Annotated in this window: 14 protein-coding genes and 2 pseudogenes; 2 read left to right on the forward strand and 14 right to left on the reverse strand. The window is 40.4% G+C overall.

The genetic code is table 11. The features are described from left to right. Both ACFPQ3_RS07435 and ACFPQ3_RS07440 read left to right on the forward strand, forming a co-directional pair. A partial coding sequence (locus tag ACFPQ3_RS07435; protein ID WP_380433819.1) for an IS30 family transposase occupies positions 1 to 373 on the forward strand: 373 nt, incomplete at its 5' end. Positions 374 to 446: 73 nt separating this feature from the next. Next, positions 447 to 1,308, forward strand: a pseudogene (locus ACFPQ3_RS07440) (helix-turn-helix domain-containing protein). Positions 1,309 to 1,347: 39 nt separating this feature from the next. Here the strand turns inward: ACFPQ3_RS07440 and ACFPQ3_RS07445 are convergent. The 14 genes and pseudogenes from ACFPQ3_RS07445 to prfA form a co-directional block, all read right to left on the reverse strand. After that, complete coding sequence (locus tag ACFPQ3_RS07445) at positions 1,348 to 3,063, reverse strand: ABC transporter ATP-binding protein (RefSeq protein ID WP_156806626.1); 1,716 nt, start codon at positions 3,061 to 3,063, stop codon at positions 1,348 to 1,350. After that, the gene (locus ACFPQ3_RS07450) at positions 3,056 to 4,780 is read right to left on the reverse strand and encodes an ABC transporter ATP-binding protein (protein ID WP_156806627.1); all 1,725 of its coding nucleotides are present in this window, start codon (positions 4,778 to 4,780) and stop codon (positions 3,056 to 3,058) included. Before ACFPQ3_RS07450 ends, ACFPQ3_RS07445 begins: the two co-directional genes overlap by 8 nt. 13 nt (positions 4,781 to 4,793) lie before the next feature. After that, positions 4,794 to 5,402, reverse strand: coding sequence for a lysozyme family protein (locus ACFPQ3_RS07455; RefSeq protein ID WP_156806628.1), 609 nt, complete (start codon positions 5,400 to 5,402; stop codon positions 4,794 to 4,796). Beyond that, positions 5,402 to 6,376 (reverse strand): nucleoid-associated protein, encoded by a 975-nt coding sequence (locus ACFPQ3_RS07460; RefSeq protein ID WP_156806629.1) that lies wholly within the window; start codon positions 6,374 to 6,376, stop codon positions 5,402 to 5,404. Before ACFPQ3_RS07460 ends, ACFPQ3_RS07455 begins: the two co-directional genes overlap by 1 nt. 8 nt (positions 6,377 to 6,384) lie before the next feature. After that, positions 6,385 to 7,635, reverse strand: a complete 1,251-nt coding sequence (gene glyA / locus ACFPQ3_RS07465; RefSeq protein ID WP_156806630.1) for a serine hydroxymethyltransferase — start codon at positions 7,633 to 7,635, stop codon at positions 6,385 to 6,387. Between the two features lie 85 nt (positions 7,636 to 7,720). Next, positions 7,721 to 8,560, reverse strand: coding sequence for a metallophosphoesterase family protein (locus ACFPQ3_RS07470; RefSeq protein ID WP_156806631.1), 840 nt, complete (start codon positions 8,558 to 8,560; stop codon positions 7,721 to 7,723). A gap of 29 nt (positions 8,561 to 8,589) precedes the next feature. Next, positions 8,590 to 9,330, reverse strand: coding sequence for a PHP domain-containing protein (locus ACFPQ3_RS07475; RefSeq protein WP_156806668.1), 741 nt, complete (start codon positions 9,328 to 9,330; stop codon positions 8,590 to 8,592). Positions 9,331 to 9,352: 22 nt separating this feature from the next. Then, a pseudogene (locus ACFPQ3_RS07480) lies at positions 9,353 to 9,613 on the reverse strand (GNAT family N-acetyltransferase); the annotation flags it as partial. Between the two features lie 110 nt (positions 9,614 to 9,723). Then, positions 9,724 to 9,957 carry a hypothetical protein gene (locus ACFPQ3_RS07485; protein WP_156806633.1) on the reverse strand — a complete coding sequence of 78 codons (234 nt, stop codon included), beginning with the start codon at positions 9,955 to 9,957 and terminating at the stop codon, positions 9,724 to 9,726. Positions 9,958 to 9,968: 11 nt separating this feature from the next. After that, on the reverse strand, positions 9,969 to 10,361 hold the full coding sequence (locus ACFPQ3_RS07490; RefSeq protein ID WP_156806634.1) for an NUDIX domain-containing protein: 393 nt from the start codon (positions 10,359 to 10,361) through the stop codon (positions 9,969 to 9,971). Next, positions 10,362 to 10,877: a GNAT family N-acetyltransferase gene (locus ACFPQ3_RS07495; RefSeq protein WP_156806635.1), complete on the reverse strand. Its 516-nt coding sequence runs from the start codon at positions 10,875 to 10,877 to the stop codon at positions 10,362 to 10,364. It abuts the gene before it with no gap. Then, positions 10,874 to 11,482, reverse strand: coding sequence for an L-threonylcarbamoyladenylate synthase (locus ACFPQ3_RS07500; RefSeq protein ID WP_156806636.1), 609 nt, complete (start codon positions 11,480 to 11,482; stop codon positions 10,874 to 10,876). Before ACFPQ3_RS07500 ends, ACFPQ3_RS07495 begins: the two co-directional genes overlap by 4 nt. After that, a complete protein-coding gene (prmC, locus tag ACFPQ3_RS07505; protein ID WP_156806637.1) occupies positions 11,472 to 12,302 on the reverse strand; it encodes a peptide chain release factor N(5)-glutamine methyltransferase in 831 nt (276 codons plus the stop codon). Before prmC ends, ACFPQ3_RS07500 begins: the two co-directional genes overlap by 11 nt. After that, complete coding sequence (prfA, locus tag ACFPQ3_RS07510; protein ID WP_121834633.1) at positions 12,302 to 13,381, reverse strand: peptide chain release factor 1; 1,080 nt, start codon at positions 13,379 to 13,381, stop codon at positions 12,302 to 12,304. Before prfA ends, prmC begins: the two co-directional genes overlap by 1 nt. Positions 13,382 to 13,508: the final 127 nt, after the last annotated feature.

Here is a 13,508-nt window from a genome sequence, read left to right on the forward strand (position 1 = left end):
AAATGGAAGAAAAGCGAGTGACATTGAGGAATCAGTCAGCAAGTGGATGTCACAGTTTCCAAGACATCTCTTCAAGTCCATTACCTTTGATTGCGGGAAAGAGTTCTCCAATTGGAAATCCATTTCCAATAAACATGACATTGACATTTTCTTTGCGGATCCAGGCTGTCCGGGTCAACGAGGTCTTAATGAACATTCTAATGGTCTATTAAGACAGCACGGACTTCCTAAGCAGATGGACTTCAAGGGTATTTCTCAAAAATGTCTATCAGCTATAGCTGATAAAAGAAATAGAATTCCTAGGAAATCATTGAACTATCAAACACCATATCAAGTTTTTCTGACTAACTTGAAAATGTCTAACTTAATTTGACAAATGAGGTAGTTAAAAAAAGCCATTTTAGTCATATAATACTTATTGCAATGAAGACAGTGAGGAAATAGTTATGGTACAGATAGCCGACAAATTTAAATCTAAACGAAAAGAGCTGAAGTTATCACAAAAAGCTTTAGCAGATGGCATTTGCGAACAAAGCCAGATTAGTAAAATTGAGCGTGGTAACTACATGCCATCGGCAGACTTCCTCTATCAATTAGGCAAACGTCTTCAAGTATCAATGGACTACTTCTTTAATGATGACATCAAGGTCAAGTCTAATCTCTTAGAATTTAAAAGATTGACTGAAAAATTGCTTAACGATCGCAATTACAACGATTTAGCCTATTTACTCCAATTAGAAAAAAACAATAAGCATTTCTTATCTGTAGAGGACAAAGCCTATTTAACATGGGTCGAAGCAATGATTGATTTTTACTCCAATTATAAGAAAGATGAAGCTATAGATACCCTAGAAATCTTATCGAAGCAGATTAATCATCAAACAGATATTTACTTGAAAATCCTAAATACTTTGGCAAATTTTTATGATGAGGTTGAACGATGTGAAGATTATGAAGAGATTTATCATAGGCTAATGAAGCTCTATCAAGAAAAAGATCTAACTAATCAAGAATATCTTTTTGGCTATCTTAAGGCACGTTACAACTATGCTCATCATTTACAATTAAAAGCTCAATACAGGGAAGCTGCTGAGCTTGCTTTAGAAACGATTGCTATCTGTAAAGAAAAAGAGACCAGCCATCAACTTGCTCTCTTACTGATTATTGTTGGAAATGCTGGTAGGCATTTCATGGACCTTGAAAAAGGTTAAAGGCTACTATCTACAAGCAAGGGATTTGTTTAGCATTTATGGTAATCACATCATGCTCCTTAAAATTGAAGATTACCTTCAAGAACTTGAAAAGTGACCCCCGAATGTTCAAGAGGTCACTTTTTCTGTTAGATTTTTAACTTGCTTGAGCCATCTGCATGTGATAATAGACCCCTTTTTGGCTCATGAGTGTGGCATGATTGCCATGCTCAACGATATTGCCATCCACCATGACAAGGATAATATCAGCTGATTGAATGGTTGATAATCGGTGCGCAATGATAAAGCTGGTTCTGCCTTCCATCAACTTTTCAAAAGCTTCTTGGACCAAAATCTCTGTTCGCGTATCAATAGATGACGTCGCTTCATCCAAGATTAACATTTGTGGTAATTTGACAAAGATTCTGGCAATGGTTAATAGCTGACGCTGACCTTGCGATAAGGAGTCACCACCATCAGTTAGTACGGTATCATATCCTTTTGGTAATTGGCGAATAAAGAAATCAGCATTGGCAGACTGTGCTGCTGCAATCACTTCTTCTCTTGTCGCATCTGGTTTGGCATAGGCGATATTATCATGTATAGTGCCATTTTTTAACCAGGTTTCTTGTAAGACCATACCAATCTGACTACGGAAATCGGCACGCTTATAGTCTGTCAATGGCTGTCCATCTAATAAAATCTGACCACCTGTCACATCATAAAACCGCATCAATAGATTGATTAGGGTTGATTTTCCAGCTCCAGTTGGACCTACTACTGCTACTTTGCTTGCTGCTGGAATGTCAATGGAAAGGTTATTGATCAAGGTGCGTTGGCTATCAGGATAACCAAACGAAATCTTGTCAAAACTAACATGACCTTGCAGTAAGTTCTGACCTAGCTCTGCTTGTCCCTCATCTACTAAACTTTGCTCATCTAAAATAGCATACAACCTCTCCGCACAGGCTAAAGCGCTCTGCAATTCTGCCAAAACCGAAGAAATATCGTTAAATGGCTTGGTATATTGATTGACATAATTAAGGAATGTTGTCAGTTGACCAACCGTGAAAGTTCCAGACATAATGCGATAGGCACCTACACCAGTCAACAGAGCATAGATAAGAGCATTCACAAATCGCGTCGAAGGGTTAACCGTTGAGGAATAGAAAATAGCTCCTAGTGAGTGCTCAGCATACCGATCATTGATGTCTTGGAATTGGGAAATGGCTTGCGCTTGACCATTGAAAGACTGAATAAGACTTTCTTGCCCAATCATTTCTTCTATGAGCTGCGTTTGTAGGCCACGTGACTGCGTTTGATTCTGATATAGGCGATATGATTTTTTAGCAATAAAGCGCGCTAAAAAGAGCGACAATGGGGTCAACACTAAAACCAAGCCTAACATCACAAGGTCTAATGTTGCCATGGTTACGATAGAGACTACAATCGTTAAAGCACCAATTAAAAACTGATTAAAAATCATCAAGAGACCATTGCTCAATTGCTCCGTATCGGTTGTTAATCGACTCACCATATCTCCCACACCACGCTTGTCTAAGTAAGCAATCGGTAACTGATGAACCTTTGTGATAACAGCTTGACGAAGCCTTTGGATATAAGTGAAGATAAGCCGATTATACAATATTGGTGCAATCCATTGCACCACAGTATTGGCCAAAATAACAAGTAGCATTTGCAAGATTAAGCTAGATAAAAGAGACAAAGCCTCTGGCTTAACCACGCTGTCAACAGCTTCACCAATCAAAATCGGTAAATAAATGGTCAATCCCACCTGAGTAATGGTCAATAGGAGAATGGCAAATACTAACCAAGGATTAGCCAGTAAATCTTTCATCAATCGTTTAAACATGCTCCCCCTCCCTTTCCTGTGATTTGCAAATCGCTTGATAAATTTCATTTTCTAACAATAATTCTTGGTGAGTTCCAAGTCCAGATTGTTGTCCCTTATCAAGAACTAAAATCTTGTCTGCCTGAGACAGACTTCCTGGCCTTTGCGAAATTAAGATTAAAGTGGTATCAGATAATTTTTCACGAAGAGCAGATAAAAGACGACTTTCTGTGAGGTAATCAAGAGCCGAAGTCGCATCATCCAAAACTAGGAATGGTGCTTTCTTCAAAATAGCTCTTGCAATTGTCAGCCTCTGCCTTTGACCTCCAGAAAAGTTTCGTCCGAAGGCCTCTACCTCAGCATCTAACTGTCCATCTTTCTCACGGACAAAATCACTAGCCTGCGCCAGTTCTAGTGCCTGCCAAAGCTCATCTTCACTAACAGGCTTATGTAAGCCTAAGGTGAGATTTGAACGAATCGTTCCTTTAAACAGCTCTGCTTTTTGCGGAACAAGGGCAACCCAGTCACGCCACTCGCCTAGTGACCTTGGACTTTGTCCATTTTGAAAAATAGCAAAGCTACCTAGAGTTGGTCGGTAGAGACCATTAATCATTTTGACAAAAGTTGACTTCCCAGAACCAGTCCCCCCAATAATTCCCAAAAATTGACCCTTCTCTATACTTAAATGAATCTGATTAAGAGAAGGTCCAGAAGCATTTGGATATGTAAAGGTGACATCCTCCACAACTAAGGCGTGTGAGGAGGTTTCCTGTTTTAATTCAGCCTGTATTTCCTCTGATGTTAAGTCAAAAACAGAGGAGATACGTTGAGCTGAGATAAAGGATTGGTTAAGCGTTGTCACTAACATGGTCAATTTAATCAATTCAACTAAAATTTGTAACAGGTAATTAACAAGGGCAACTAGCATTCCTTGAGACAGTAAACCTGTTCCGATTTTAACGCCACTATGCCAAATCACAATGACTAAGGTCATATTTACCACAAGATAGGTTAAAGGGGTAACTAGAATAGAAAGATTCCCTGTTTCTAGTTGCTGATGAGTATAATCTGCGTTATCCTGACTAAAATCAACGATCTCTCGCTCCGTCTGATTAAAGGCACGTATCACTCTTATGCCCTGCATTTGTTCTCTAGTTAAAGAAACAATCTTATCCAATTGTTGGCGAAGTTTTAGATACATTGGACTTAACAAACGACTCATTATGCCTACAATGAGGAAAAGTACGATCACCATTAGCAAAAACCAAAGGGTAATGCCACGATCAATGGTCAAAGCCATGAAAATAGCACCAAAAACGATGAACGGAGAACGTAAAAAGAGCCGTAAAAACATGTTGATGCCTAACTGAACCTGCAAGCTATCACTTGTCAAACGAGCTACCAAGCTTGACGTTCCAATTTTATCTCGTTCTTCCTGTGGAAGAGACATGATTTTTTCAAATAAATCTTGATTTAATTTCTGCGTAAAACCAACCGCTGCTTTGGCTGAAAAATATTGAGCTGTAATAGCTACCACACAGCCGATAACAGCTAGCATTCCTAAGAGAAAAATCATCAAAAATAGATGATTTTGGTCATTATTTGGAATGGTTTCGTCCATAATTTTGGCAAGCACCAAAGGAACCAGTAGTTCAAATGATGCTTCCAAAAGTTTAAATAGTGGGCCTAAAAGCGTTTCTTTTAAATACCCTTTAAAATAGATTCCTAATCGTTTCATTTTCCTGCTCCTCCTATGCCATCAGACTGAATACCTTAATCAGAAAGAGGTTAAAGTGAACCTGTCTCGAGTAGTAGTAATTACCACCGTTTTTATAGAGTTTCCGTTCACCATTGAGCAAAGCGATAAGATTATTATAGGTGTAGGTTTCAGCACTCGTATTACCTAAACTAGGTGCCAACACCTCTCTTGAATAATTTTTTGCAAGAGCGACGCTGTTTTGTCCACCGTGTTCTGCCACATAACGAATGTAGGGGGCACCAAAATTGTAAGCCTGAACTGCTGTCCATTCATCAACCTGATACGACTCTGCTAATAGTAGATTTTCCGACAGGACTGATACGCCTTGACGGACACTTTCGCGACTGTCTGTAATGACATTCATCTGTCCAGACCAACTTTCACTGGACTGCATCACATCTTGCTGCTGTCCCTTAGTTTCCGTGTAAATCATGGCTAGAATCAAATCTTCATTAGCAATAGTATCATTCTCAGCTAAGACTTCTCTTACCATATCACGATATGTCAAAACGGTTTTCACATGGCCATAGATTTGATACCCGCGCCAGCCAATCATTAGCATTAGTAACAGGACTATCAAGCGTCTTATTTTTTTTAACATTATTTATTTTGAATATCCTGTATGTTCTTGATTAAAATGGAGTAGGTACCATCATTATTTTGGATGAATTCCACACTTTCCGCATCCTGATAGACATTATTTGGAACAATCAGCTCAATGCCATTTGACAAAGAGAGTTTCTGACTTTCTAGTTTCTTAATTTGACGTGAACTATCAATATCCGACATCTTAATTGGCTCTGGAATGGTTTCTTTTAGCTCATCAATAAAGGTCAAACGAGCCGTCAAATTATCGTCAAAGAGCTGATTAGCCAATTTTTCTGGAGACAATTCTTGCTCTTCCAAATTGTTAAAGATGGCTGTCTTAACCTTTGATTGGAAGGCGAAATCATCCTTATTAAAGCTGTCAGCCACCTTCTGTGCCACCTGCTCCACTTGCTTAATGGATTTCTTGACAGACTGCTCAGGCTTGACCTGCAAGAGATTTTCAGAGAAATAATTAGCAAAAGACCCGTTATGCTTAATCCGCTTCTCGATTAAATAATACTGATGTGTTTTTCGGTTAATCAGCAGGGCTTCGTCTGGTGTCTGGGCAGCTGATGGGAGATTATTTTGCGTGACCTTGATGGGACTGTCGCTGTCGCCTGAAATATGCGTGAAGTTCTCTTTGAGTCCGACTCGAAGAAAGGCAAAATACTCCTCGCCATCTCGATCAAACTGGATAAAGACCAAGTCGTTGGTTTTTTGATCCTCGGAAATCACAAATTCTTCCTTCCAGAGCTCTGCTATTTTCACTGAAGTCGCCATGAAATCGTCGGTCAAGTAAGACAAGAAGACATTGTCAGCCTCAAATTGGCCACGCTTAGCCTCATCTGAAAAAACTTTAGATAATTTCTTTCTAAAATAGTCATCAATCCGAGGGGTCAAAACCAAAGGATTGTCCGCTAAAACTAATTCCGTATCATCTGGCGTAAATTGATGGATGATTATTTTTTTGATGTATAAATCTAGCATAACTCACCTTAGTACAATGGGAAATCGTCTGTTAAAGCACGGACCTCTTGACGCACTTCTGCTAGGACTGTTTCCTGATCATGATGTTCAAGAGCTTTGATAATGAGTTCGGCAACTTTTTGGCACTCTGCCTCGCCAAACCCACGGCTGGTCACAGCCGCTGTTCCGATACGAATACCAGAGGTTTTAAATGGCGATAGCGTTTCAAAAGGAATGCTATTTTTGTTGAGGGTAATATTGACCTCATCCAGAAGGTCTTGTGCTTGCTTACCGTTCTCAATCACCTTTGTCACATCAACCAGAAAGACATGGTTATCTGTACCACCTGAAATGACTCGGAACTTGTCATGTTGATTGAAAACGTCCGCCATAGCCTGACAGTTGGCAATGACTTGCTGAGCATAGTCTTTCCAAGCAGGATCTAGATTCTCTTTGAAGGCAACTGCCTTAGCCGCAATCACATGCTCTAGTGGGCCACCTTGCAAACCTGGAAACACTGCTGAATTGATTTTCTTAGCTAAAGCTTCATCATTGGTCAGAATGAGGCCACCACGAGGCCCGCGAAGGGTCTTGTGGGTCGTTGAGGTTACCACATCAGCGTAAGGCACAGGATTTGGATGCAGACCAGCTGCGACAAGACCAGCAATGTGCGCCATGTCTACCATAAGTTTTGCACCTACATTATCAGCAATCTCACGGAATCTGGCAAAATCAATGGTGCGTGAATAAGCTGACGCACCTGCAACAATCAGTTTTGGTTGCACAGATTTAGCCTGTTCCAAAATGGCATTATAGTCCAATTGCTCTGTCTCAGGATTAACAGAGTAACCCACAAAGTTGTAAGTTTTTCCAGAGAAATTCACTGGAGAACCGTGTGTCAAGTGACCACCCGCTGCTAAGTCCATACCAAGCACGGTATCACCTGGTTTAATCAAAACCATGTAGGCTGCTGCATTGGCCTGACTACCTGAATGCGCCTGCACATTAGCAAACTGAGCTCCAAAGAGTTCTTTAGCACGGTCAATAGCTAAATTTTCCACCACATCAACACAGTCTGTCCCACCATAATAGCGTTTGCCTGGATAGCCCTCGGCATATTTATTGGTTAAAACAGAACCTTGTGCAGCCATAACTGCCTTAGAGACCACATTCTCAGAAGCAATCAATTCAATATTGTGCTGCTGACGGTCTTCCTCAGCTTCAATAGCTTGCCATAATTCTGGATCAAACGCCTTGTAATCTACTTTGTCAAAAATCATTTTTGTTCTCCTTTTATCTAACAGAGGTATACGGTAATACTACTCTTTTATGCCAAATTTTGCCAATACTATCATTGAAAATCATTTAGGTTAATAAGTTATCTTTAAAACCTTTCACATCGTCTAAATAATGATTTTCTTCAATCACTGTTGTAATCCATTCTCTGTCGTGTACGCGATTAACGCCTGTTTCAACCTGTGATTGGTACAAATCAACAAAAGGGAGTTTTTTCTCTTTGGCACATTTAACTTCCAAAGAAACATCATAAGTAACCTTACGGAAGTCAATAGAAACGCCATGCTCATCTACCGTCAAAATCGCATACTGGGCACGTAGGTCATGTCGCAACTTTTCCCAAGGGAAAAAAGGGTTACCAACCGAACCAGGATTGAACAATAGTTGCCCTTTACTACTGTATCTTAGAACAGGAATATGGGTGTGCCCATAAATCGCTACATCACAGGGATAATTTCCAAAAAAAGCATCAATCGTTTCTTGACTTGCTGTCGGACCAAGCTCCCATCCATAATTTTTTTCAGGTAATTGGTGGGAGATACTAAAAGAAATCCCTTCTCTGTCACTCATAACATGCATGGGAGTTTCTCGAATACTCGTTACAGATTCTGTCGTTAACTCTTCCATGGCATATTGCACCAGACGATTGAGGTAGATTTCCTCACAATCCTCAATACCAACATCACCATTCAAAACTTCCAAGAGACAATCATCCCAGTTCCCTCGAACCTTGATAGTTGGATTAACCTCATTAAGTAAATTGAAGAGCTCCATTCGTCCATGCCCTGGCAGCAATAAATCTCCAAGAATCCAATACTCATTAACAGCTTGCGCCCTAGCATCAGCCAGTACAGCTTCTAATGCCGTGGTGTTTCCATGAATGTCCCCTAAAACAGCTATTTTTAGCATGTAAAACTCCTTGATAATTTTCTATAAGGTTAATGAATTAACATTTCAGAAGTAATGCCGTATTCGACTAATAAATCTGACACCCTATCAAAATACAAAGCATAATGCTCTAATTTATGACCATCTGAACCAATAGAGTACAAGGTACATCCCAGTTTTTTCAACACATCTAAAGCATAGCGATAAAGCTGTTCATGCTCATAAAGGTACATGCTTTTACTATTAATTTCAAAAGCTAAACCAAACCGCATCATTTTCTCAAAAATACGAATCAACTGTGGTTCATATTCTTTTAATTCCTCAACAGTTATTTCAAATGGCCTAAAGCCATAATCAAAATGTGCTAGTACATCCGCCTCAACACGTCCAATAGCATATTCTAGCGCTTCAAAATACCTAGGGATAATATTGTCTTTACCTAGTGGAAAAACAAATTCTCTCTGTAGATAGTCAAACTGGCCATTATGATGAACAGATAGCAGTTTTAAATCAAACTGCTTATCGGATAAATAATCTAAAATATCATTCTCTCGTGGCTGATAATAACCAATTTCAATGCCTTTTTTGATCCTAATTCCCAACTGCTCTTCTAAAATTGAGATTTTTTCACAGTAGGCTTCATAATCAGGAATATCATCATTTCCAGAATAAGGATTCGACAAATCAAAATGCTCTGTAGTCACGAATCCCTCTGTCATAACTGGCAAATAGTTATCGAAAGTCTCCTCACAATCATAAGAAAAATTAGTATGCAAATGATTATCTTGTATCATAACGAGAGTCTCCTTTGACCTATTTTAACTTCTTGATAAATCTCACTTGGGTTTTATCACCATTGTAGCCGATTTTTCGGTAAAATGCATGCGCTTCTAAGCGATGGGATCCTGAGTTTAAGCGAATAAAGGCTAAATCAGCTTCAAGAGCTTGTCTTTCTAGTTCTTCCATTAGTAAGCGCCCAATCCCTTGTCCTTGATGGGCTAACGATACAGCTAAACCTAAGACATTCAGTCCTCTTTCCGAATAGATGGCTTCATAAATTTGTGCCTGAACATAGAGGTTGGGACAAAAATGTCTCAGACTCTTAAATTTTAGTGTAGATATAGTTTGACGCAGTGGTTGATTGGAAGTCCTAAACCCTTGCTACGCAATCGTTAGCGGCCATCCTAATCAACTGTGCGGAGGTGAGACGACGAAGTCAATTTCTTCGAAATCATGACTTCTGTCCCACTCTCATCTACTGCACCAATCAAGAAATGGCTGTCATTCGCTAAACATCTTTCAAGCTGCTTCTCAGTCTCTTCCAAGGAAAAAGGATAACCAAGCGCTGTTTCACTAATCACTTGAAGTTGTGGGGCGTCTGATAGGGTTAATCGTCTGAGGGTTACTTGCACTGTCATTACTTGCTCCTTTAATTCAGTTGTCTAGCGAGCCATTCTCTGTCAATCTCAGGAAAAATCGTCAGCTCTGCGATTTCCTCCAAAGAAAACCACTTTGGTAAGTACCGATTTTCTGGCGTTGAGCGCTCCGCTTCTTCACCATGAATAGCCAAAGGACCAACACTTTCTTGCGACTGAATGAGAAAAATCCAACCATCTTCCTGTTGCTTTTCAGCCTTAATCGCTTCCGCAGGAACTTGGATAGCCAATTCCTCCGACAATTCCCTTAGGGCAGCTTGTCTAGGAATCTCACCAGCCTCAATACCACCGCCAGGAAAAACTAAGTAAGTCTTATCTGGCTTTATTCGCTTAATCAGAATCATAAATTGTCCTGACTTATCCAATAAAATCACACTTGCTCTCATTTAGTTCACCTTTGTTTTGACAATTCCTAAGAAAAATTGGCTGACATCTTTTGAAAAACCTTTCTTATCAAAAGGCTGTTTAGTTGTCATGATCTGATAGGTTTCTGTATTTTCTTGATAAAAATGGTCTGTTAACTTAAAACCGTTTTTTTCATAAAAAGCTAGTCGGCGTAATCGCTGCTCTGCATTTTCCGAAACATCAAAAGGAGGTTCAATGGTCACAATCAGAGGCTTTTTACCAACTTTTTCTTTTACCTTTTGTAAAATAGCGGTGCCGTAACCTTGTGACTGATGACTTTCAGCAACAGCCAGAAACAGTAAGAAATCACAAGACAGACCTTTTACAGTGTAGGAAAAACCAACTAGCTTTTCTTGGTCAAGGTAAGCAAGAAATTCTGCCTTTCTCAAGAGTAAAAACCAGTAGGGCAACCGTTCTTCCTTGGGAAAAGAGGCAAAATATAGCTTTCTAACGTCTCTCGATATTGAACTAAATGGGGTAACCAAAATGATTTTCATGCATTATCCTCAAAAACAATCTCTGGAACTTGCAAGATGATATCTTCCTTAGTAATCGCACCCTGTCTTAGAATGCGAGCCTTTTCTCCAGATAAGTCTAAAATGGTGGAATCTTGACCTGTCAAAGCATAATCATCGTCATAACCTGTTACTTGATTATCAAAATCCTTTAAAATTTCTTTGAAAACCGTACCACTATTCTTACCAGAAATATTGGCAGAAGGTCCAATCAAGACTTGCTGAGAACGGATGAATTCCAAGGTTTTAGGGTGATTTGGCACTCGAAAACCGACTGTAGGTAAACCTGAATTAATCCAAGTTGGAACCTTAGCATTAGCCTGTAAAATAATGGTCAAAGGTCCTGGTAAAAAAGCGTCATAGAGTTTTCTGAGATAGGTTGGCTGATTCTTAGAATAATCTAAAATAGTTTCAAAATCAGCGACATTTAGGTTCATAGCCTTGTCTTTAGGACGCTGTTTCAGGGCATAGACACGTTCAACAGCGTATTCGTCAAGTGCCTTAGCAAAGAGTCCATAGACCGTCTCGGTAGGCAATACCAGCGCTCCGCTTCCCTCTAAAATCTTGACGAAATCATTATCTGCCATCTAAAACCACCATTCTATCCTTGCCAAACATATCCTTTAGCACGCGCACACGGGTTTCTGGAAAAACCTTATTTAATAAAGTTGTCAAGCCCGCTCCCTGCTTGTAACCAATCTCAAAGTACAACTTCCCTTTAGGCGTTAGGTAAGCTACGGACTGCTCAATAATCTGACGGTAAATGGCATAGCCATCTTCATCCGCAAACAAGGCAAGGTGGGGTTCCGATGCTAAGACATTGCCCCCGACTTCATCTTTATCATCATAGGAAATATAAGGCGGATTAGACACGATGATATCAAAGGAACCCTCAATAGCTGAAAATACATCTGATTGAATAAAAGTCACCTCAAGTTGATTGGCTTGCGCATTTTCACGAGCAAGGCTAAGGGCTTCTGGTGAAACATCACTGGCTGTCACTTGCCACTCTGGTCGGGCTTTTTTTAGGGATAAGGCTATCGCTCCGCTTCCTGTACCAATGTCTAAAACGTGACAATCTGCTCCGCTATTTTCCCTTAAAATCAGCTCGATAAGCTCCTCTGTCTCAGGGCGAGGAATCAGTACACGGTCATCAACCGCTAACTCAAGCTCCCCAAAGTAAGCCTTACCTGTGATGTACTGAGGTGGAATTTGCTGGCTTAGTTGCTCAAAAATTCGGTGAAACAATGCCTCGTCAGCATCTGTAACAGCTTGCCGTAAATGCAAGACAAGGTCGGTCTTTGTCCATCCCTTTAAGGCTTGAAAGACATAGACCAGACCTTCTCTCTCCTCACCAAGCAGCTCAAGGCGCTCTTCTAGTTGAGCGATAAGGTTGGCGTAAGTCATTAGTTATTTAATTTCTCCAATTTTTGCGTTTGATCATAAAGCACTAGCGCATCAACGACTTCATCCATTTTACCAGATAAAATGGTATCTAATTTTTGAAGGGTCAGGCCGATGCGGTGATCGGTCACACGGTTTTGTGGGAAGTTGTAAGTACGGATACGCTCAGAACGGTCACCTGTACCAATGGTTGATTTACGCTCGGCATCTTGCTCATCTTGGGCAATTTGGGCAAAATGGTCAGCAACACGCGCACGGATGATTTTCATCGCTTTCTCACGGTTTTTCTGTTGTGTCCGTTCTTCCTGCATTTCAACCTTGATATTGGTTGGCAAGTGAACGATACGAACGGCTGTCGCAACCTTATTGACGTTCTGACCACCAGCACCTGAAGCGTGGTAAATATCCACACGAAGGTCTTTCGGGTCAATATCATATTCAACTTCTTCGATTTCAGGCATGATAAGAACTGTCGCCGTTGATGTGTGAACACGACCTTGACTTTCTGTCACAGGAACACGTTGCACACGGTGGGCACCTGACTCATATTTGAGTTTAGAATAAACCGATTGACCTGATACCATGGCAACCACTTCTTTGATACCGCCGACACCATTATAAGAAGCCTCCATGACTTCAAAGCGCCAGCCTTGGCTCTCCGCAAATTTTTGATACATGGTCAACAAGTCACCTGCAAAGAGGGCTGCTTCATCACCACCAGCTGCACCGCGGATTTCCAAGATGATATTTTTATCATCATTCGGATCTTTTGGCAAGAGAAGGATTTTCAATTTTTCTTCGTAGGCTTCTTTATCCGCCTTAGATTGTTTTAACTCTTCCTTGGCCATTTCCTCTAATTCAGGATCGCCTCCGGCATCCTTAATCATTTCTTCTGCGTCAGCGATGTTTTGAATAACTTGTTTGTATTCACGGTAGGCTGTCACAGTCTCACGCGTGTTCGCTTCTTCACGCGATAATTCCATAAAACGCTTCGTATCGCTCACCACATCAGGGTCAGACAACAACTCTCCAAGTTCTTCATAACGGTCTTCCACCGCCTGTAATTGATCATAAATGTTCATAATATAAGATATTAAGGGCGTTAAAAGCAAGAGAAAAATAGGAGACTGACGCCGTGTGCTTGCACACAAGGAACGTCTATCTTTTTTCCGATGCTTTTAGCCCGTATTCGATTCCTTTCTAAGATAT

This window comes from Streptococcus caledonicus (genome assembly GCF_042656225.1).
Lineage (GTDB): Bacteria > Bacillota > Bacilli > Lactobacillales > Streptococcaceae > Streptococcus > Streptococcus caledonicus.

What these genes read in the sequence shown, in the direction of transcription:
- ACFPQ3_RS07445 (WP_156806626.1), bottom strand. Translation starts at nt 3,063, where the DNA reads ATGTTTAAACGATTGATGAAAGATTTACTGGCTAATCCTTGGTTAGTA.
- ACFPQ3_RS07450 (WP_156806627.1), bottom strand. Translation starts at nt 4,780, where the DNA reads ATGAAACGATTAGGAATCTATTTTAAAGGGTATTTAAAAGAAACGCTT.
- ACFPQ3_RS07455 (WP_156806628.1), bottom strand. Translation starts at nt 5,402, where the DNA reads ATGTTAAAAAAAATAAGACGCTTGATAGTCCTGTTACTAATGCTAATG.
- ACFPQ3_RS07460 (WP_156806629.1), bottom strand. Translation starts at nt 6,376, where the DNA reads ATGCTAGATTTATACATCAAAAAAATAATCATCCATCAATTTACGCCA.
- glyA (WP_156806630.1), bottom strand. Translation starts at nt 7,635, where the DNA reads ATGATTTTTGACAAAGTAGATTACAAGGCGTTTGATCCAGAATTATGG.
- ACFPQ3_RS07470 (WP_156806631.1), bottom strand. Translation starts at nt 8,560, where the DNA reads ATGCTAAAAATAGCTGTTTTAGGGGACATTCATGGAAACACCACGGCA.
- ACFPQ3_RS07485 (WP_156806633.1), bottom strand. Translation starts at nt 9,957, where the DNA reads ATGACAGTGCAAGTAACCCTCAGACGATTAACCCTATCAGACGCCCCA.
- ACFPQ3_RS07490 (WP_156806634.1), bottom strand. Translation starts at nt 10,361, where the DNA reads ATGAGAGCAAGTGTGATTTTATTGGATAAGTCAGGACAATTTATGATT.
- ACFPQ3_RS07495 (WP_156806635.1), bottom strand. Translation starts at nt 10,877, where the DNA reads ATGAAAATCATTTTGGTTACCCCATTTAGTTCAATATCGAGAGACGTT.
- ACFPQ3_RS07500 (WP_156806636.1), bottom strand. Translation starts at nt 11,482, where the DNA reads ATGGCAGATAATGATTTCGTCAAGATTTTAGAGGGAAGCGGAGCGCTG.
- prmC (WP_156806637.1), bottom strand. Translation starts at nt 12,302, where the DNA reads ATGACTTACGCCAACCTTATCGCTCAACTAGAAGAGCGCCTTGAGCTG.
- prfA (WP_121834633.1), bottom strand. Translation starts at nt 13,381, where the DNA reads ATGAACATTTATGATCAATTACAGGCGGTGGAAGACCGTTATGAAGAA.